The organism is Streptomyces sp. NPDC002825 (genome assembly GCF_040295385.1).
Lineage (GTDB): Bacteria > Actinomycetota > Actinomycetes > Streptomycetales > Streptomycetaceae > Streptomyces.
The window spans coordinates 1-19015 of record NZ_JBEOVH010000048.1; the positions used below are offsets into that span (position 1 = coordinate 1).

The window sequence follows — 19015 nt, forward strand, 5'->3', positions numbered from 1 at the left end:
GACCGGTTCCCCGGCGCGTACGAGGTCCCCGACCGGCGGCTGCTCCGCTACCTCGCCGCCCGCGTGCGGACCAGCCGGGGCCGTGGTCCCGCACATCAGCCCGGGCCGGCGGGTCCTGTCGGGCCCGCCGGGCCGCGGCCGCGGGCCAGGACCTCGCGGGTGCGCTGGAGGCGCAGGGCCAGCTGGACCTCCAGGACCTGGCCGGGCTTCTGCCATTCGGGGCCGAGGAGTTCGCCGATCCGCTCCAGGCGGCGGGAGACCGTGTTGGGGTGGACGTGGAGCGCCTCGGCCGCGTTCGTGGGGCTGCCGCCGGAGGCGAAGTACGCCTCCAGGGTGTGGGTGAGGTCGGTGAACCGCTCGGCGTCGTAGTCCAGTACGGGCCCGATCGCGGCCTCGACGAAGCCGTCCACGTCGTTGTCGTCGGAGAGCAGCAGGCCCAGGAAGCCGAGGTCCTGCACGGAGGCCGCGGAGCCGGTGCCGCCGAGCGCGCTCATGGCGTCCAGGCAGCGGCCGGCCTCCTGGTGCATCCGTCCGACGCCGTCCGGGCTCTGCCCGGGTCCGGCGGCGGCGACGGAGACGGGGTGCCCGAGCAGCGGGGACAGTTCGGCGGCGACGGCCTTGGCGGCGGCCGAGGCGTCGATGCCGGGGAGCAGCAGCACGATCCGGCCGCCCTGCACGGTCTTGAGGCCGGAGAGGCGGTACGCGTACGAGGACGCCCAGACGACCGCCCGGCCCTGCTCGCCGCCCTCGGGCCGGGCGAGCACGAGGACGTGCGGTTTGCGCAGGTCGACGCCGAGGCGGCGGGCGCGCTGGGCGATCTGCTGCGGGGCGTGCGGCGGGTCGGCGATGAGGTCGTCGAGGAGTTCGTCGCGGACGGGTCCTTCGGCGACGGCGGTGGAGCGGCGCATCAGGAGGAGGAAGGCGACGGACTGGGCGGCGAGTTCGAGGAGGCGTTCGTCCTCGCCGGTGAGGCCGCCGGCGGCGCGGATGACGAGGCCGCCGAGGTCCTCGGAGCCGGCGATGACGGGGGCGACCCAGGTGTCGTCGTCGGCGAGGACCGGGCGGCGGCGGGCGTGGGCGTCGAGGGAGGCCTTGGCGACGGCCTCCTCGTCGAGGCCGGGGATGTCTCCGGCGGTGGCGAGGGGCCGGCCGCCGGGGTCGCGGATCAGCACGGTCGCGTCGAGGGCGTCGGCGGCCGCCTTGGCCACGTTGCACAGGTCGCCGCCGGCGAGGACGAGGTTCATGATGCGGCCGTGGGCCTCGCTGACGTGCCGCATCCGGGTGAGGCTGGTGCGGACCCGGGAGCTGTCCCGCTCCAGTTCGGAGACCTCGGCGCGGGTGCGGTCGAGGAGGCCGGCCTTCTCGACGGCGAGGGCGGCGAGGTCGGCGAGCCCGGCGAGGAGGGCGATCTCGTCGGGGGTGTGGTGGCGGACGCGCCGGTCCGCTCCGTAGAGGGCGCCGATGACGGTGTCTCCGCTGCGCAGCGGCGCGGCCACGATGGCGTGGAGTCCCTCGGCGCGCAGGGCGGATTCGGCGGCCTCGTCGAAGGCGGGGGCGTGGACGCCGGCGTCGAGGGAGCCGGAGGGGGCGAAGCGCTCGTCGGCGAGGTAGTCGGGGGTCCAGACGGGTTCGCCGTGGAGCTGGACGGCGCCGCCGAGTCCGTACCCCTCGGCGATCCGGAGTCCGGGGGCGAGGCGCGGTCCGGGCCCGGTCGCGGTGCGGGAGCCTTCGGTGGTGTGGACGTAGCAGGCGCCGTGCGGGCCGCGCAGGGTCACATAGGCGAGGTCGAGGCCGAGGAGCCGCCGGGCGCGGCGGGTGATGACGCGCAGCAGGCTGTCGAGGTCGTAGGAGAGGGTGAGGTCGCGGGCGGTGTCGGTGAGGGTGGCGAGTCCGGCCTCGCGGCGGGCGTCGCGGGCGCGTGCGGCGCGGACCTCGCCGGCGAGTTCCACGGCCCGCTCCAGGCGGTGGAGTTCCGGGCCGTTCAGTCCGGTCTGCCGGGCCTCGTCGAGGAGGGTGTCGAAGCGGGCGGGCGGGGCCTGTCGGGCGAGCAGTTCGAGGACCGCGAGCAGCGCGTCGGCACCACCGGCTCCGTCCGCGCCGTGCGAAGTCATGGCTCCTGCCCCCCGTAGTCGAGCGAAATCGGGCACCTAGGAGGAAACCCGTACTGCTCGCCGAAAATAATTCGGCTCCGGGAGTCGGTCAACGGTGAGTTGCCGCACTTCATTCCCTGTGGCGGTCTGTCGTCCCGTCGGCTGATCAGCCGACGGAGCCCGCGGGGACGAGCCGGCTGCGGGCGGGATCGTACGCCGCCGTGCCGTACGGGGCGGGGGCGTACGGGGCGGGCCGGGCGGGGACGTACTGCGCGGGGATCCGGGGCGCGTACACGGGGCGGCCCGCGGTGTCCCGGACGGCGAGGACGGAGCGCTGGAGCCGGCGGAGCCGCGCGGAGGGTTCCATGCCGGTCTCGCCCTTGAGGTGGACGCGCAGCCGCTCGTACACGACGAGGGCCTGGTCGTGCTGTCCGCTGCGCAGCAGGGCGACCATGAGGTGGGCGTGGAGGGGTTCGTTGGTGCGGTAGCGGGCGACGAGTCCGGTGAGTTCGGAGACGAGTTCGGCGTGCCGGCCGAGGCCCAGCTGGGCTTCCATCCACTGGTCGAGGACGCTGAGCCGGGAGGTTTCGAGGCGCTCGATCTCCCTGCGGAGCCGGGGGCCGGCGGCCACGCCCGCGTAGGGTTCGCCGCGCCACAGGGCGAGGGCCTCGCCGAGGCGGAGCGCGGCCCGGGGCAGGTCGCCGGCCTCCATGGCGCGGTAGCCGGCGCCGGCGGCGCGCTCGAACTGCCAGACGTCGTTGGGGCCGCCGCCGGAGTCGAGCCGGTAGCCGCCGGGCTGGGAGACGAGGATCGCGTCGGCGCTGCGTCGGTCCGCCCAGCCGGGGCGGGGCTCCGCCGGTTCGGCTGCGCGCAGGGCGCCCGCGATGAGGCCCCGCAGCTCGGCTATGTGGGCCTGGAGTTCGGCGCGGGCGCCGCGCGGTGCGCCGGACGGCCACAGTTCCTCGGTCAGGACCGTCACGGGGACGACCTGGTCGGCGCTGGCCGTGAGCAGGGCGAGCAGCTGCCGGGGCGCGGCCGCCGTCGGCGTGATGGACACCCCGTTCTCACGTACCGACAGTCCCCCCAGAATCCGGACGTCCACCTTGCCCCCTCGTGCCTGTGCGGTGTCTGCGCGGGTCAACTCTCGATTGATTAGAAAAGACCCCCGTAGGCATGTCAATAAGAAACCGGAGGGTACGGAATGACGCTCCCGGATATCGTGGTGATTCACCCCGTTCGTCCGGTTTTCTAGGCGTCATGTTTTCGTCAGTGGCGCAGATATTATGCATGCCGAGCGGCGGTTTCAGGACTCGGGGGTACGGTTTCTCAGGGTCCTTGCCGATGCGGGGAGGGCCGACACGCGCGAGTTCACGCCAGAAACCGGCGCCGGGGTACGGTTCTCGGGGCCTCTACAGCACCGCGGCGGCGGTGAGCAGCCCGAACGCGAGGACGATCAGGGCCGTACGGACGCGGTGGAAGCCGTTCCAGCGCTTCTCGAAGGCGGCCCGGACCACGGCGGGCTCGTCCTCGGAGGTCTTCTCCGACGCCGCGAGCGCCGTGTTGAGCGGGATGTTCCCGCCGATGGTCACCGCGTGGTTGAGGACCGCGCACACGAGCCCCGCGAGGACCAGCCACTTCTGGGCGTCCGTCCGCCCGTCCTGGGGGACGAGGAAGGCGGCGGCGGGGAAGGCGATCACACCGAGGAAGACCGTGAGGAACACGGCCCTCGGCACGTACTCGTTGATCCGGCGCATCGCCGTCACGAACTCACGGTCCGTCAGACGGGCGAGCGCGGGCATGATCCCGGTCTGGAAGATCAGCAGGAAACCGGCGTAGAGTCCGGTGCTTCCGACGGCGAGGGCGAGCAGCAGGGTGGCCATGCGGCCATTGTGGCCCGCTGCCCGCCACGCACGTCAGCTGTACGGGTCACCCGACCTCAACTCGCCCTCCCCGGAAGGCTTCTCGCCCTCCCGGGAAGGCAGCAGCCCGGAGGCCTGGCGGATGGCGTCGGCCAGCTCCCGGACCACCGCCGAGCCCGAGCGGTCGGCGATCGCCCCGGCGCGGTTCGTGAGGTCCCGCAGGCTCGGGGCGCCCGGCAGGCCGCCCCCGCGCAGGGCGTCCGCGAAGTAGGCGCTGATCGCGGTCAGCTGCAGGCTGTCGTGGCCGTCGCCCCAGATGTCGCCGGTCAGCGCGGCCGTCCCGACCGTGCCGGAGCGCTCGTGCGGGGCACGGGTCTGCGGGTCGAGCCAGCGGACCGTGGCGGTGGCGACCGTCCCGGTGGCCCCGGGCCTGGTCTTCACCGCGTAGAGCGCGGTGACGGTGTGGCCGGCGCCGATCTCGCCGCCGTCCACCCGGTCGTTCCGGAAGTCCTCGTCGGCGACCTCCCGGTTCTCGTAGCCGATGAGCCGGAACTTCTCGACGGTCCGCCGGTCGAAGGCGACCTGCGCCTTGGCGTCGCGGGCGCGCAGCTCGACATGGGTCGGCAGCTGGTCGACGAAGACCTTCCGTGCCTGCGCCGAGTTGGAGACGTACGTCGTCTGCCCGTCGCCCTTGTCGGCGAGCGTCTCCATGAAGTCGTCGCCGTACTCGCTGCCGACGCCGACGCCGAAGAGGGTGATCCCGTACGCCCTGCGCTCCTCGTCGATCCGCGCCAGGATCGACTCGGCCTCGGTGTCACCGGTGTTGGCGAGCGCGTCGGAGAGCAGCACCACCCGGTTGGTGGCGCCCTTGCGGTGGCCTTCGACGGCGACGTCGTAGCCGGTGCGGACGCCCGCCTCCACATTGGTGGAGGAGCGCGTCGCGAGCCCGTCGACGGCCTCGTGGATCCGTCCCCGGGCGTCCCCGACGCGGGTCATCGGCAGCCGGGTCTCGGCCTCGTCGCTGAAGGCGACGAGGGCGATCGAGTCGTCGTCGCGCAGCTGGTCGGCGAGCAGCCCGAGGGACTCCTTGACCAGGTCGAGGCGGCCCGGCTCGTCCATCGAGCCGGAGACGTCGACGACGAACGTGAGTGCGGCGGGCGGGCGTTCGGCCTTGCGGTCGGCGCCCCGGGTGGCGAGCCCGACGCGGACCAGGGACCAGCCGTCCCGCCCGGCGCGCGCCCCGTCGACGGTCACGCTGAAGCCGTTGTCCTTCGGGCGCTCGTAGTCGGGGCGGAAGCTGTTGACGAACTCCTCGGGGCGCACGGTCGCCGGGTCGGGCAGCCGCCCCTCGGCGAGGGTGCGGCGGGCGTAGCCGTACGAGGCGGTGTCCACGTCGAGCGCGAAGGTGGACAGGTAGTCGGGGGCGGGCGTCGGCGACCGCTGCTCGCCCTCGCGGGGCGCGGCGTTCCCTCCGTCGGGGACGGCGCTGCGTCCCTTGGGCGTCCGGACGTCGGCCCTGTCGGCGTTCGTTCCGCCGCCGCCCGCGCCGCAGCCGCCGACGGCGAGGCCGGCCGCGAGCAGCGCGGCGACCACCGCCGGGAACCTTGCTCCGCGGCGCCGGATCGCCGGCTTGTCGTGTCGATCCATCTCGTCTCCCCCTCGTCCCATCCCGTCTCCCCCACTTGCCATCTCATCTCCCCCTCTGTGTCGGGCACTTGTGAATGTGACGAACGAGAGGCCCGCGCGGAGCCGTCGAAGGAGTTGCGGATGGATCTCGATGCGGCAACGGCGACACGGGTGAAGCCGGGTGGCATGGATTCGCCATCCTTTTCAACAGGGGTTGTCACCGTGTGCAGTCACATGCGTACATGGAGTGGACATCGATCGGGCGGGGGTGGTCAGCGGTGGCAGAGAGCGCGGGCTCCGTGATGCTCGCCCGTTCGGCGATGAACCGGGCCGCGACCGAGGGACAGCGGCCCGCCGGGCGGCCGGTCCGGGGGGCGCGGCGCATCAGCGCCGCGCTCGCCGGCCTGGCCGCCTCCACCCGGCACGAGCTGCTGACCTTCGACGACCCGGTCGCGTCCGCGGGCTTCGCGATCCCCGAGCCGTTCCTGGAGCTGGCGGGAGCGTGCATGCGGGCCGCGGCGGAGCGGGCCGAGGAGGTCAGACGGATCGTCCCCCGGCATGCGCTGCCCCGGCTCGAAGGAGGGCTCCGGATCCCCGGCCGGGCCCGCCTCGCGGAGGCCATCCCCTTCAAGATGATCGTCGTCGACCGGACGGTCGCCGCGGTCCCGCTCGATCTGGAGCTGCTCTACAACGGGCTGCTGCTGATCCGGGACCCGGTCGTGGTCCAGGCCCTCGTCCGGGCCCATCACGCCTGCTGGGCGGCGGCCGAGGACGTGACGTACGCGGCGGCGCCCCCGCCGCCGCCCCGCGATCTGCCGCACCAGCTGCGCCCGGTGCTCGACGCCCTGCTGTCGGGGGTCACGGACGAGACGGCGGCCGCCCGGCTCGGCATGTCCGCCCGGACGTACAGCCGCCGGGTGGGCGAGCTGATGGCGGCCCTCGGCACGACGAGCCGCTTCCGCGCGGGCGCGGAAGCGGCTCGGAGGGGGTGGTTGTGAGGAGCCCCGGTTGTGACGGTCTTCTTGAACGGCCCTACGACACGATGTCCTTGCGGGCGAAGCCGCGGAAGGCCAGCGCGAAGAGGACCAGGGCGTACGTCAGGGAGATCGCCGTGCCCTTCACCATGCCACCCCACTCCAGCTGGGGCTGGAGCGCGTCGATCCAGGCGAACTGCCAGTGCGCGGGCAGGAAGTCGCGCCAGTCGCCGAGCGCGGTGACGGCGTCCAGGACGTTGCCGACGATGGTCAGGCCGACGGCGCCGCCCACCGCGCCGAGCGGGGCGTCGGTGCGGGTGGACAGCCAGAAGGCGAGGCCGGCGGTGACCAGTTGGGAGGCGAAGACGAAGGCGGCGGCGATCCCGAGCCGCACCACGGCGTCCCCGGCGGGGATCGAACCGCCGGTGGGCAATTGGAGCGGCCCCCAGCCGTAGGCGACCGTGCCCGCCGCCAGGGCCACGAGCGGGAGGAGGAGCATCGCGGCCGCGCTGTAGCCGAGGGCGACCGCCAGCTTGGAGGCGAGGAGCCGGGAGCGCGGGACGGGCGCGGCGAGCAGATACCGCAGGGAGGACCAGCTCGCCTCGGAGGCGACGGTGTCCCCGCAGAACAGCGCCACCGGAATGACGAGGAGGAAGCCGGCCGAGACGAAGAGGCAGGTGGCCGCGAAGTTGGCGCCGGAGGCCGTCGCCGTGTCCATCAGGGTGATGCGGCCGTTGCGGTCGCCGTCCCCGGGGCCGCCGATCGCGAAGGCCGCGATCAGGATGAAGGGCAGGGCGACGAGGATGCCGCCCATGACCATGGTCCGTCGGCGCTTCCACTGGCGGAGGGCCTCGACGCGCAGGGGCAGGGTGCGTCCGGGCCGGTAGCCGGGGGCACTCGTGGGCGTGGTGGCTGCGGTGGTCACGCGGCTCCTCCGATCAGGGTCAGGAACGCGTCTTCCAGACGCCGGTGGGGGCCGACGCCGGTCAGCGGCACGTCCAGGCGGACGAGTTCGCCGATCAGGGCGGTCGGTGCGAGGCCGTCGAGGCGGACCAGGAGCCCGCCGTCGGCGCGGGCGGCCGAGCCGACGCCCGGCAGGGCGCCGATCTTCTCGACCAGGGCGTCGGGGACGGCCTCCCCGAGGGTGACGAGCAGGGTGTCGCCGGAGCCGGTGATCTCGGCGACCGGTCCGGCCTGCACGAGCTGCCCCCGGTCCATGACGACCAGATGCGTGCAGGACTGTTCGACCTCGGCGAGGAGGTGACTGGAGACGATGACGGTCCGGCCGCCGGCCGCGTACCGGATCATCACCTCGCGCATCTCGCGGATCTGCGGCGGGTCGAGACCGTTCGTCGGCTCGTCGAGGATCAGCAGGTCGGGCAGGCCCAGCATGGCCTGGGCGAGGGCGAGGCGCTGGCGCATGCCCTGCGAGTAGGTGCGGACGGCCCGTTCGAGGGCGCCGCCCAGGTTCGCGATGCGCAGGGCCTCGTCGACGTGGGCGTCCTCGGCGGGGCGGCCGGTGGCCTTCCAGTACAGGTCCAGGTTCTCCCGGCCCGAGAGGTGCGGCAGGAAGCCCGCGCCCTCGACGAAGGCGCCGACCCGGGAGAGGACCGGGGCACCGGGCCTGATGGCCTGGCCGAAGACGCGGATCTCGCCCTCGTCGGGGGTGATCAGGCCCATCAGCATGCGCAGGGTCGTGGTCTTGCCCGCACCGTTGGGCCCGAGGAGACCGAGGACCTGGCCCTGTTCGACACGGAAGGAGAGGTCACGGACGCTGTACCGGTCGCCGCCCTTGTACTTCTTCGACAGGCCGGTGATCTGGAGCGGTACGGCGGCGAGGTCGGGGGCGGGCGCGGGGGCGGCGGCGCTGCGGCGGGCCGTGAGCAGCAGGGCGGCGGTAGCGGCCAGGCCGAGGAGCGGCAGGCCCCACACCCACCAGGGCAGGGCTGCGGCCTGCGTGGACAGGCCGGGCGCGGTGGGCACGGTCAGCGGGCCCTCGACGGCGACGGTGTAGCCGGCGGGGACCGTCGGGGAGGCGTAGCCGAGGTCGGTGGCGGCGACGACGAGCCGCAGCCGGTGCCCGGCCTCCACCTCGTGGTCGATCGCGGGCAGCGTCACGGTGACGCTCTTCCCGGCCTTCGCGCCTTCGACGCGGACGGGGGCGACGAGCTGGGCGGGCAGCACCTGCTGCCGTCCGTCGGGCCCCACGTCGTACACCTTGGCGAACAGGACGGCGGAACCGTCGGCGGCGGTGGAGGTGACCTTGGCGCGGACGGTCGGCGTGCCGGTGATCCGTACGGCCTCGGTCTGCGGCTTCGTGTCGAAGCGGGCGTGCTGGCCGGGGAAGTCGAGGGAGAGGCCGACGCCGAGGGAGGAGAGTCCGGACAGTCCGCCGCCGAGGCCGGGGACGGCGGAGACGGCGGGCGGTGCGCCGCCCGGCGGGTTGGTGAAGGTCTGCGGCGGCCCGCCGAGGGCGAGGCGCGTGGTGCCGGAGGTGAGCCCCGGGTAGCGGTCGGCGGTCGCGGCGCGCAGGGTGGCCTGGCCGTCGGTGGAGTCGACTCCGCCGGTGCGGCTGACGCGGAAGGCGGGGCCGGTGTCGACGGAGGTGTCGCGCTTCAGCCAGCGGTCGAACCAGGTACTGACGCGGCGTTCGACCCGCTCGGTCTCGCGGTCGCCGCCGTCGTGGCCGCCGGCGATCCAGTCGACGGCGACGGGCGCGCCGTTGGCCGTGAGGGTACGGGCCATGGCGTCGGACTGGGCGAGGGTGAAGAGCGAGTCGGACTGGCCCTGGACGAGAAGCGCCGGCACCTTGACGCGGGCGCCGACGGCGGAGGGGCTGCGGGCTTCGAGGAGGGCGCGGGCGGCGGCGTCGGGCTTTCCGGCGACGGCGACGCGCTGGTAGAGGGAGCAGAGCTCGGCGGTGAACCGTCCGCAGGAGGCGCCCGCGGCCGGGGCGCCGGCCTCGGGGGGAGAGCCCGCCGCGGCCGGGGAGCCGCCGGAGGCCGGGGAGCCTGCCCCGGAGGGAGAGCCCGCCGCGGCCGGGGAGCCGCCGGAGGCCGGGGAGCCTGCCCCGGTCGGGGAGCCCACCGAGAAGAAGATCCCGGCCCAGAGCTTCTTGAAGACGCCGTTCGGGAAGAGGGCGTCGGCGAGGTTCCAGTAGGTGATCTGCGGGGCGATCGCGTCGACGCGCGCATCGTGTCCGGCGGCGAGCAGGGAGACCGCGCCGCCGTACGAGGCACCGGTGACGCCGACGCGCGGGTCGCCGGGCTTGTCGAGGAGGACCTCGGGGCGGGCGGCGAGCCAGTCGATCAGCTTCGAGACGTCCTTGACCTCGTGGTCGGGATCGTTGAGGCCGATCTGGCCGGTGGAGGCGCCGAAGCCGCGGGCGGACCAGGTGAGGACGGCGTATCCGTCGCGGGCGAGGCCCTCGGCCTGGGCGCGGACGTCGTCCTTGGACCCGCCGAAGCCGTGGCCGAGCAGCACGGCGGGGCGCCGGCCGTCGCCCGCGCCGGTGAAGTACGAGGTGTCGAGCCGTACCCCGTCGACGTCGAGCATCCGGTCCGCGCGGTGCACGGGCGGTGGATCGTCCTGGGCGACGGCGGTCCAGGTGCCGGCACCCGCGAGGACGGCGAGCGCGGCGGTGACCGCGGCCCACCGGGGAAGTCGGAGTCGCATGGTTCGAGCCTAGGGGCCCGGGCCGTGCGGCACGGCTACCCGGAGACGGAGGCGCCGCACCTCCTGGAGTCGTACGCAGTACGGTCCGCGTACAGCGGGCGCGGTACGCGGACGGGCGCCGCGCGGACACAGGGGGACGGCATGGAGATCCGGCGGGCGACGACGGTGGCCGAACTGCTGGCGGCGGGGCACCTGTACGACGAACCGCCCCGGAAGGTGGGGGTCCCCCCGGACGAAGCCTGGGGGAGGGCGGCCCGCTTCCTGGCGGCGCCGGGCCACCTCATGCTGATCGCGTACACGGAGGACGGCTTCCCGGCCGGCTTCGTCTACGGGATCGAGATGCTGCACCCCGACAAGGGCGCGGAGATGTGCCTGTACGAGCTGGCGGTGGACGAGTCCCGGCGGCGGCGCGGGATCGGGCGGGCGCTGACGGAGGCGCTGGTGGCGGAGGCGCGGGCGCGGGGCTGTCGGGGCGCGTGGGTGCCGGTGGACACGGACAACGAGCCGGCGCTCGCCACCTACCGGTCGGCGGGCGCGGCGGACGAAGGGGTGTTCGCGATGCTCGGCTGGACGTTCGCCGAGGGCGGCTGACACGGGGAAGGCCCCCGGGGCGGGTCGGTACGCGCCCCGGGGGCCGCCGGCTTTCCGGGCGTCGGGTCGCTACGGCACGTTCGGGGTGGTCTCGCAGCTGGCCGTGGCCGTGTCCGTGCCGGTCTCGCCGTCGCAGACGTCGGGGCCGCCGGCGCCGCCGTCGAGGGAGTCGTTGCCGGGGCCCGCGTGGATGCGGTCGGCGCCGTCGCCGCCGACGAGGTCGTCGCGGCCGCCGGCCGTGCCGACCGTGAAGGCGATGTCGAAGTCCACGTTGTCGCCGAAGATCGAGTCGTCTCCGCCGCCGCCCTCGATCTTGTCGTCGCTGGCGGACGTGATGCCGGCGTCGACGACCGAGCTCTCGCCGACGAGGATCTCCGAGCCGGTGCCGCCGATGATGTGGTCACGGCCCGATCCGCTGGCGTAACCGCCGCTCGCGGCACGGATGTTGTGGTCGCCGATCTGCAGGCCGCCGTCGGCGCCGCCGTTCAGGGTGTCGTCGCCGCCGTCGCCGCTGGCGTTCCCGGTGGCGTCGGAGTCACCGATCATGAAGTCGGTGAAGCCGCCCCCGCCCAGCAGGGTGTCGTCGCCCGCGCCGTCCGCGTTGCCGGCCGTGGCGCGCGAGTCGCCGACCATGTCGTCGTCCGCGTCCCCGCCGTCCAGGAGGTCGCGGCCGCCGCCGGTGGCGTTGTTGCCGAGGCTGTCGCCGACCATGACGTCGTTGCCGACCCCGCCGTACAGCTTGTCGTTGCCGCCTCCGCTCGCGTCGCCACCGGTGGCCCAGTTGTCGCCGACCATGACGTCGTTGCCGTCTCCGCCGGTGAGAGTGTCGTTACCGGCGGTGTCCTCCGCGTTGCCCGACAGGTTGCGGGTGTCGCCGGCCAGCCTGTCGTTGCCCGCGCCGCCGTCGATCTGGTCGTTGCCGAGACCGCCGCTGATCTGGTCGTCGCCGCCGAGGCCGCACACGCGGTCGTTGCCGCCGAGGCCGTTGATGATGTCCGGCCCCGTGGTCCCGATGATCACGTCCGCGCCGCTCGTGCCGTTGGTGGTCACTCCCGAGGTCGTGATCACGATGGTGGCCGGCTTGCCGAGACAGGTCGGAACCTTCGCGGCCGACTCGGCCTGCACCGGGCCGGCCAGGCCGACCACGCCACCCAGGACGAGCAGGGCGGCCGCCGCGGTCCTCGATCCGGTCCGCGTGCCGACCTTCTGACGACGACTCATCATCGATGATCCTTTCGGTTCGTGAACATGCATCCGCAGGGGATGTGTAACCGAAAGTGACACCGACGCGCCCTGGCGAGCACGCACTGTATTCGGATGGCGGAAACGATCGGCCCGCACGGCGGATGCCGTACGGGCCGAAACGTCAGGACTGCCGATCAGTGGTTGCGCGGGAAGCCCAGGTCGACGCCCGCGGGGGCCTCGGACGGGTCCGGCCAGCGGGTGGTGACGACCTTGCCGCGGGTGTAGAAGTGCACGCCGTCGTTGCCGTAGATGTGGTGGTCACCGAAGAGCGAGTCCTTCCAGCCGCCGAAGGAGTGGTAGCCCACCGGCACCGGGATCGGCACGTTGACGCCGACCATGCCGGCCTGGACCTCCAGCTGGAAGCGGCGGGCGGCGCCGCCGTCGCGGGTGAAGATCGCGGTGCCGTTGCCGAACGGCGAGGCGTTGATGAGGGCGAGGCCCTCCTCGTACGACTCGGCGCGCAGCACGCACAGGACCGGGCCGAAGATCTCGTCCTGGTAGGCCTTGGCCGAGGTCGGCACGTGGTCCAGGAGGGACAGGCCGATCCAGTGGCCGTTCTCGTGGCCCTCGACGGTGTAGCCGGTGCCGTCGAGGACGACCTCGCAGCCCTCGTCCGCCGCTCCCTTCACGTAGGAGGCGACCTTGTCGCGGTGGACGGCCGTGATGAGCGGGCCCATCTCGGAGGTCGGGTCGGTGCCGGGGCCGATCTTGATCTTCTCGGCGCGCTCGCGGATCTTCTCGACCAGCTCGTCGCCGATGGAGCCGACGGCCACGACCGCGGAGATCGCCATGCAGCGCTCGCCGGCGGAGCCGTACGCCGCGGAGACGGCCGCGTCGGCGGCGGCGTCGAGGTCGGCGTCCGGGAGGACCAGCATGTGGTTCTTCGCGCCGCCGAGCGCCTGGACGCGCTTTCCGTTGGCGGAGGCGGTGGTGTGGATGTACCGGGCGATCGGGGTCGAGCCGACGAAGGAGACGGCGGAGACGTCCGGGTGCTCCAGGAGGCGGTCGACGGCCACCTTGTCACCGTGGACGACGTTGAACACGCCGTCCGGGAGGCCCGCCTCGGCGAGCAGCTCGGCGATCTTCAGGGACGGCGAGGGGTCCTTCTCGCTGGGCTTGAGGATGAAGGTGTTGCCGGTCGCGATGGCGATCGGGAACATCCACATCGGCACCATGGCCGGGAAGTTGAAGGGCGTGATGCCGGCGACGACGCCGACGGGCTGGCGGATGGACGCCACGTCCACGCGGTTCGACACCTGGGTGGACAGCTCGCCCTTGAGCTGGGTGGTGATGCCGCAGGCCAGGTCGACGATCTCCAGGCCGCGGGCGACCTCGCCGAGCGCGTCGGAGTGCACCTTGCCGTGCTCGGCGACGATCAGCTCGGCGATCGCGTCGCGGTTGGCGTCGAGCAGCGCGCGGAACTTGAAGAGGATCGTGGTGCGCTGGGCGAGCGAGGAGGTCCCCCAGGTCGCGAAGGCGTCCTTCGCGGCGGCGACGGCCGCGTCGACCTCGTCGACCGAGGCGAGGGCGACCTGCGTGGTGACGGCGCCGGTGGCCGGGTCGGTGACCGGGCCCCAGTTGCCCGACGTGCCCTCGACGGTCTTGCCACCGATCCAGTGGTGGACGGTCTTCGTCATGACGAGTTACTCCTTCAGAGATGGCGGCGTCGGGCGGTGACGTGCCGGTCGTACTCCTCGCGGGCCTTGGCCGCCGACGGGCGGGTCGACGTCTCGGCCACGGGCACATCCCACCACGCCTGGGCCGGGGGCGGGCCCGACACACTGTCTGCCGTTTCGGTCTCGACGTAGACACATGTGGGATCCGTGGCCGCCCGCGCGTCCGCGAGGGCTTCCCGCAGGTCACGCACGGTGCGGGGGCGCAGTACCCGCATCCCGAGGGAGGCGGCGTTGGCGCCGAGGTCGACGGGGAGGGGCGGTCCGGTGAAGGTGCCGTCCGCCGCCCGGTGGCGGTAGTCGGTCCCGTACCGCTCGGCGCCGACGGCCTCGGAGAGACCACCGATGGAGGCGTATCCGTGGTTCTGCAGAATCACCAGTTTCAGTGGCAGCCGTTCCTGCACGGCGGTGACGATTTCGGTCGGATTCATCAAGTATGTACCGTCGCCGACGAGCGCCCAGACGGGCCGGCCGGGCGCGGCGAGGAGCACGCCGATCGCGGCGGGGATCTCGTAGCCCATGCAGGAGTAGCCGTACTCGACGTGGTACTGGTCCGGGGAGCGGGTCCGCCACAGCTTGTGGAGGTCGCCGGGGAGCGAGCCGGCGGCGTTGATCAGGATGTCGCTGCCGTCGACCAGAGTGTCGAGTACGCCGAGGACCTGGGCCTGGGTGGGGCGGGCGTCCTCGTCGGGGACGGCGTAGGCGGCGTCGGTCCGCTCCTGCCAGTCCTGCTTGGAGAACGTCCACCGGGCGGTGTCCTGCCGATGGCCTTGGCGGTGGCCCGCGAGGGCCTCGGTGAGCGCCGTCAGTCCCTCCCTCGCGTCGGCGACGAGGGTCCGCGCACCCTGCTTGTGGGCGTCGAAGGCGGCGATGTTGAGGTTGAGGAAGCGGGCGTCCTCGGGGAAGAGGGTGCCGGAGGCGGTGGTGAAGTCGGTGTAGCGGGTGCCGACGCCGATGACCAGGTCGCTGGTGCGCGCGAGGGCGTCGGCGGTGCCGGTGCCGGTGTGGCCGATGCCTCCGACGTCGCAGGGGTGGTCGTACGGGAGGACGCCCTTGCCGGCCTGGGTGGTGGCGACGGGCAGGCCCGTGCGCTCGGCCAGCTCGCGCAGCGCGTCCTCGGCGCCGCTGTGCTTCACGCCGCCGCCCGCGATGATCAGCGGTCGTTGCGCGGCCCTCACGGCCCGGACGGCGGCGTCGAGTTCGTCCGTGTCGGGGCGGGGGCGGCGGACGGGCCAGGTCCGCTCGGCGAAGAACTCCTGCGGCCAGTCGTACGCCTCGGCCTGCACGTCCTGGGGCAGGGCGAGGGTCACGGCGCCGGTCTCGACGGGGTCGGCGAGGACCCGTACGGCGGCGAGGGCGGCCGGGATCAGGGCCTCGGGGCGGGTGACCCGGTCGAAGTACCTCGACACCGGCCGGAGGCAGTCGTTCACGGACACGTCCCCCGCGTGCGGGACTTGGAGCTGCTGGAGGACGGGGTCGGCGGGGCGGCCGGCGAAGGTGTCGCCGGGCAGGAGCAGCACCGGGAGGTGGTTGATCGTGGCGAGGGCGGCGCCGGTGACGAGGTTGGTGGCGCCGGGGCCGATGGAGGTGGTGACGGCATGTGCGGAGAGCCGGCCCGACTGGCGGGCGTAGCCGACGGCGGCGTGCACCATCGCCTGCTCGTTGCGTCCCTGGTGGAAGGGCATGCCCTCCTCCTCGACGAGCGCCTGGCCGATCCCGGCGACGTTCCCGTGGCCGAAGATGCCCCAGGTGGCGCTGATCAGCCGCTGCCGGACGCCGTCCCGCTCGGTGTGCTGGGCGGCGAGGAAGCGGACGAGGGCCTGCGCGACGGTGAGCCTCATGCGTATCCCTCCGTGTGGTCGGGGTGGAAGCAGATCTTCCACTCCCTTTCGGGGCCCGGACCCGCCATGACGTTCAGGTAGTAGAGGTCGTGCCCCGGCTGGGCGATCGAGGGCCCGTGCCAGCCGTCGGGGACGAGGACGGCGTCGCCGCCCCTGACCTCGGCGAGGAGTTCGGCGCCGCCGGGCCGGGAGGGCGAGATCCGCTGGTAGGCGAGACCGTTCGGTCCGGCGATCTCGTAGTAGTAGATCTCCTCCAGGACGGACTCGGCGCCCGGGCGGTGCTCGTCGTGTTTGTGCGGCGGGTAGGAGGACCAGTTCCCGCCGGGCGTGACGACCTCGACGGCGATGAGCCGGTCGCAGTCGAAGGCGTCGGCCGAGGCGAAGTTCCGCACGCTGCGGGCGCGGTTGCCGCTGCCGCGGGTCTCGACGGGAACCTCCGGCGCGGGGCCGTAGCGGGCGGGGAGTCGTCGCTCGCATTTCGCTCCTGCCAAAGCGAAGCGGCCTCCCGCGCCGGAGGCGATCTGGGCGTGTGCGTCGCGGGGTACGTACGCGAAGTCGGTCACCCCGTCGAACACGCTCGTGCGGCCCAGGAGTTCGAGGATCTCGCCGTCGACGCGCACGCTACAGGCACCGGACAGGGGAAGCACGACCCATTCGCGATCCCCGCTCTCGAAGGAGTGGACCTCCCCCGGTCCGAGGACGAGGACGCGGAGGGCGGAGTACGTCCATCCGGGCCGGTCGGGGTCGATGGAAACGGCGTACGGACCGCGGGCGGCGGTGCCGGCGGGGAGGTGGAGGGTGGTGTGCATGGCGGATCCCTACCCCGGTTCCGGGAGGGTGCCGCGGTCCGGCGAGGTGCGCCCGCCCGGAGCGGAGGCGTCCGGCAGGGTCCCGTTGCCCGCCGTCAGGGCCGCCGCGATCTCCGTGGCGTCCGGCATCGCGGACGAGCAGGCGAGCCGGCCCGCGACGATCGCGCCGGCGGCGTTGGCGTGGCGCAGGGCCGTGTCCAGGTCCCGGCCGGCGAGCAGGCCGTCGACGAGCGCCCCGCCGAACGCGTCGCCCGCGCCGAGCCCGTTGACGACCTCGACCGGCAGCGGCGGCACCTCGGCGCGGCTCCCGTCGGCGGCGAGCGCGAGGACGCCCGCCGGGCCCTGTTTGACGACGGCGAGCCGGACCGCGCCGGTCGCGAGGAGGGCGCGGGCGGCGGCCTCCGGCTCCCGCTCCCCCGTGGCGACCTGGCACTCGTCGAGGTTGCCGACGGCGACGGTCGCGTGCCGCAGCGCCTCGGTGTAGTACGGGCGGGCCGCCGCCGGGTCCGTCCAGAACATCGGCCGCCAGTCCAGGTCGAGGACCGTCGTCTCCCGGCCGGACCGGGCGCGCAGCGCCTCCAGGGTGGCGGTGCGGCTGGGTTCGGCGCACAGGCCGGTGCCGGTCGCCCAGAAGACCCGGGCGGCGCGGATCGCGTCGAGGTCGAGCTCGTGCGTACGGATCTCCAGGTCGGGGGCGTGGGGGCGGCGGTAGAAGTACAGCGGGAAGTCGTCGGGCGGGAAGAGGGCGCAGAAGGTGACGGGGGTCGGGTGCGCGGCGACCTCGGTCACCCACCGGTCGTCCACGTCGAAGCCCTTGAGCTCGCGGCGCAGGTAGGTGCCGAAGGGGTCGGCGCCGGTGCGGGAGATCAGCGCGGTGCGGCGGCCTAGGCGGGCGGCGGCGACGGCGACGTTGGCCGCGGAGCCGCCGAGGAACTTGCGGAAGGTCTCGACCCGGTCGAGTCCGACGCCGGTCTGGAGCGGATACAGGTCCACGCCGAGGCGCCCCATGGTGATCAGCTCGTACGGCTCCGTCTCCACGCGCCACCTCTCGGCTCGGCCGCCCCGGCTCCCAGGTCTAGTCGTCCGCCGGGAGGCGTGTCAACGATATGTCCGGACATTCGGACCACCGGACCGCTTGACGGTGCTCCCGGGCCCGGCCAAGGTGGCGCTCATGACGAAGCCGTCGCCGCAGCCGTCGCCACCGTCCCGCATCCGTATCGGCTCCGCCCCCGACTCGTGGGGGGTGTGGTTTCCCGACGATCCCCGGCAGGTGCCGTGGCAGCGCTTCCTCGACGAGGTGTCGGGCGCCGGCTACACGTGGATCGAGCTCGGCCCGTACGGCTATCTGCCGACCGATCCGGCCGTCCTCGCGGAGGAGACCGCGCGGCGCGGCCTGCGGGTCTCGGCGGGGACGGTCTTCACGGGGCTGCACCACGGCCCGGACGTCTGGGACCGGACCTGGGCGCACGTCGCGGAGAACGCCGCGCTCGCGCAGGCCATGGGCGCGGAGCACCTGGTCGTCATCCCCTCGTTCTGGCGGGACGACAAGACGGGCGAGGTCCTGGAGGAGTCCACGCTGACCGCCGGGCAGTGGCGGGACCTGACCCGGCTGACGGAGCGTCTGGGCCGGGAGGTGCGCGAGCGGTACGGGCTCCGGATCGTCGTCCATCCGCACGCCGACACCCACCTCGACGGCGAGGAGAGCGTGACGCGCTTCCTCGACGCCACCGACCCGGACGCGGTCGCGCTCTGCCTGGACACCGGGCACTACGCGTACGCCGGCGGGGACAGCGTCAAGCTGATCGAGGCGTACGGGGAACGGATCGGCTACCTCCACCTCAAGCAGGTCGACCCGGAGGTCCTGGCCGGGGTGGTGGCCGAGGAGGTGCCATTCGGTCCGGCGGTGGCACGGGGGGTGATGTGCGAGCCGCCGTCCGGGGTGCCCGCGCTGGAGCCGGTGCTCGCGGCCGCGTCGGCGCTCGACGTGGACCTCTTCGCGATCGTCGAGCAGGACATGTACCCGTGCGAGCCGGACGTCCCGTATCCGATCGCCCTGCGGACCCGGCGCTTTCTCCGCTCGTGCGGCGTGTGACCAGCGCATACCGCGCTGACCAGCGCTGACGCACGTGGACACACCGAGGGGCGCGTGTGCCACTTCGGTCACACGGGTCCCTCGGTCGTCACGCTTGTCTCCGTTACGCGGGCTTTGCGTCACAGGCGTTCGACAGCCGCTCTCCTCCGGTCGGGAGGGGCCGTTGCACGGGGCACAGGCTGATTGATCGCTTGATCGCCAACGCCCGCCCGCAGCGCCCCCGAACGGCACCCCCGCCGCCGCTGCGCGGCGCGCAGGGAGGTACCGGGCATGACGGACAGAAGGCTCTGGTCGTACAAGGACATCGCCGCACACATCCGGGTGCAGCCCGACACGGTCCGCTCCTACCGGAAGCACGGGCTGCTTCCGGCACCGGACCACGTGGAGTCGGGCAAGCCCTACTGGTACGCGGACACGATCCGCGCCTGGGTCGCCAGCCGCCCCGGCAACCGCGCCCGCCGCGACTGACCCCGCCCCGAGGTGTGCGCCGGCGACGCCGGGCTCCGGATCCCCCTCCGGAGCCCGGCGTCTTCCGCACCG

15 protein-coding genes are annotated in these 19015 nt (G+C 73.6%); 4 read left to right on the forward strand and 11 right to left on the reverse strand.

Going from position 1 to position 19015, the window contains the following annotated elements:
• Positions 1-95 precede the first annotated feature (95 nt).
• The 4 genes from ABT041_RS36600 to ABT041_RS36615 form a co-directional block, all read right to left on the reverse strand.
• Positions 96-2111 carry a helix-turn-helix domain-containing protein gene (locus ABT041_RS36600; RefSeq protein ID WP_351192836.1) on the reverse strand — a complete coding sequence of 672 codons (2016 nt, stop codon included), beginning with the start codon at positions 2109-2111 and terminating at the stop codon, positions 96-98.
• A gap of 145 nt (positions 2112-2256) precedes the next feature.
• Complete coding sequence (locus ABT041_RS36605) at positions 2257-3192, reverse strand: AfsR/SARP family transcriptional regulator (RefSeq protein WP_502976689.1); 936 nt, start codon at positions 3190-3192, stop codon at positions 2257-2259.
• A 307-nt stretch (positions 3193-3499) separates the two neighbouring features.
• Positions 3500-3970: an anthrone oxygenase family protein gene (locus ABT041_RS36610; RefSeq protein ID WP_351192841.1), complete on the reverse strand. Its 471-nt coding sequence runs from the start codon at positions 3968-3970 to the stop codon at positions 3500-3502.
• Between the two features lie 33 nt (positions 3971-4003).
• Positions 4004-5596: a vWA domain-containing protein gene (locus ABT041_RS36615; protein WP_351192843.1), complete on the reverse strand. Its 1593-nt coding sequence runs from the start codon at positions 5594-5596 to the stop codon at positions 4004-4006.
• A gap of 257 nt (positions 5597-5853) precedes the next feature.
• Here ABT041_RS36615 and ABT041_RS36620 point away from each other — a divergent pair, with 257 nt between their 5' ends.
• On the forward strand, positions 5854-6573 hold the full coding sequence (locus ABT041_RS36620; protein WP_351192846.1) for a helix-turn-helix domain-containing protein: 720 nt from the start codon (positions 5854-5856) through the stop codon (positions 6571-6573).
• Positions 6574-6607: 34 nt separating this feature from the next.
• On the opposite strand, the gene ABT041_RS36625 is transcribed toward ABT041_RS36620, so the two are convergent.
• Together ABT041_RS36625 and ABT041_RS36630 are read right to left on the reverse strand one after the other, a co-directional pair.
• Positions 6608-7474 (reverse strand): ABC transporter permease, encoded by an 867-nt coding sequence (locus ABT041_RS36625; protein WP_351192848.1) that lies wholly within the window; start codon positions 7472-7474, stop codon positions 6608-6610.
• A complete protein-coding gene (locus tag ABT041_RS36630) occupies positions 7471-10224 on the reverse strand; it encodes an alpha/beta fold hydrolase (protein ID WP_351192851.1) in 2754 nt (917 codons plus the stop codon). Before ABT041_RS36630 ends, ABT041_RS36625 begins: the two co-directional genes overlap by 4 nt.
• 141 nt (positions 10225-10365) lie before the next feature.
• On the opposite strand from ABT041_RS36630, the gene ABT041_RS36635 reads away from it, so the two are divergent.
• Positions 10366-10815 carry a GNAT family N-acetyltransferase gene (locus ABT041_RS36635; protein ID WP_351192898.1) on the forward strand — a complete coding sequence of 150 codons (450 nt, stop codon included), beginning with the start codon at positions 10366-10368 and terminating at the stop codon, positions 10813-10815.
• Positions 10816-10884: 69 nt separating this feature from the next.
• Here ABT041_RS36635 and ABT041_RS36640 read toward each other — a convergent pair whose 3' ends face one another.
• The 5 genes from ABT041_RS36640 to iolC form a co-directional block, all read right to left on the reverse strand.
• Entirely contained in the window at positions 10885-12036 is a 1152-nt protein-coding gene (locus tag ABT041_RS36640) for a calcium-binding protein (RefSeq protein ID WP_351192853.1), read from the reverse strand.
• 158 nt (positions 12037-12194) lie between these two features.
• Complete coding sequence (mmsA, locus tag ABT041_RS36645; RefSeq protein WP_351192856.1) at positions 12195-13697, reverse strand: CoA-acylating methylmalonate-semialdehyde dehydrogenase; 1503 nt, start codon at positions 13695-13697, stop codon at positions 12195-12197.
• Positions 13698-13711: 14 nt separating this feature from the next.
• Positions 13712-15574 carry a 3D-(3,5/4)-trihydroxycyclohexane-1,2-dione acylhydrolase (decyclizing) gene (gene iolD, locus ABT041_RS36650; protein ID WP_351192859.1) on the reverse strand — a complete coding sequence of 621 codons (1863 nt, stop codon included), beginning with the start codon at positions 15572-15574 and terminating at the stop codon, positions 13712-13714.
• Positions 15571-16383, reverse strand: coding sequence for a 5-deoxy-glucuronate isomerase (gene iolB / locus ABT041_RS36655; protein ID WP_351192861.1), 813 nt, complete (start codon positions 16381-16383; stop codon positions 15571-15573). The genes iolD and iolB overlap by 4 nt, the downstream gene beginning before the upstream one ends.
• Positions 16384-16392: 9 nt before the next feature.
• Positions 16393-17391, reverse strand: coding sequence for a 5-dehydro-2-deoxygluconokinase (iolC, locus tag ABT041_RS36660; protein WP_351192901.1), 999 nt, complete (start codon positions 17389-17391; stop codon positions 16393-16395).
• Between the two features lie 163 nt (positions 17392-17554).
• Between iolC and ABT041_RS36665 the strand changes: the two genes are divergently transcribed.
• Together ABT041_RS36665 and ABT041_RS36670 are read left to right on the forward strand one after the other, a co-directional pair.
• Entirely contained in the window at positions 17555-18475 is a 921-nt protein-coding gene (locus ABT041_RS36665) for a sugar phosphate isomerase/epimerase family protein (RefSeq protein ID WP_351192864.1), read from the forward strand.
• Positions 18476-18745: 270 nt separating this feature from the next.
• Entirely contained in the window at positions 18746-18943 is a 198-nt protein-coding gene (locus tag ABT041_RS36670; protein WP_351192866.1) for a helix-turn-helix transcriptional regulator, read from the forward strand.
• The last annotated feature ends 72 nt before the right edge of the window (positions 18944-19015 follow it).

Bases quoted from the DNA above. Each gene is read 5' to 3' on its own strand.
- iolB (WP_351192861.1), bottom strand. From the start codon at position 16,383: ATGCACACCACCCTCCACCTCCCCGCCGGCACCGCCGCCCGCGGTCCG.
- ABT041_RS36600 (WP_351192836.1), bottom strand. From the start codon at position 2,111: ATGACTTCGCACGGCGCGGACGGAGCCGGTGGTGCCGACGCGCTGCTC.
- iolD (WP_351192859.1), bottom strand. From the start codon at position 15,574: ATGAGGCTCACCGTCGCGCAGGCCCTCGTCCGCTTCCTCGCCGCCCAG.
- ABT041_RS36665 (WP_351192864.1), top strand. From the start codon at position 17,555: ATGACGAAGCCGTCGCCGCAGCCGTCGCCACCGTCCCGCATCCGTATC.
- ABT041_RS36640 (WP_351192853.1), bottom strand. From the start codon at position 12,036: ATGAGTCGTCGTCAGAAGGTCGGCACGCGGACCGGATCGAGGACCGCG.
- ABT041_RS36630 (WP_351192851.1), bottom strand. From the start codon at position 10,224: ATGCGACTCCGACTTCCCCGGTGGGCCGCGGTCACCGCCGCGCTCGCC.
- mmsA (WP_351192856.1), bottom strand. From the start codon at position 13,697: ATGACGAAGACCGTCCACCACTGGATCGGTGGCAAGACCGTCGAGGGC.
- ABT041_RS36615 (WP_351192843.1), bottom strand. From the start codon at position 5,596: ATGGATCGACACGACAAGCCGGCGATCCGGCGCCGCGGAGCAAGGTTC.
- ABT041_RS36635 (WP_351192898.1), top strand. From the start codon at position 10,366: ATGGAGATCCGGCGGGCGACGACGGTGGCCGAACTGCTGGCGGCGGGG.
- ABT041_RS36610 (WP_351192841.1), bottom strand. From the start codon at position 3,970: ATGGCCACCCTGCTGCTCGCCCTCGCCGTCGGAAGCACCGGACTCTAC.
- iolC (WP_351192901.1), bottom strand. From the start codon at position 17,391: ATGGGGCGCCTCGGCGTGGACCTGTATCCGCTCCAGACCGGCGTCGGA.
- ABT041_RS36670 (WP_351192866.1), top strand. From the start codon at position 18,746: ATGACGGACAGAAGGCTCTGGTCGTACAAGGACATCGCCGCACACATC.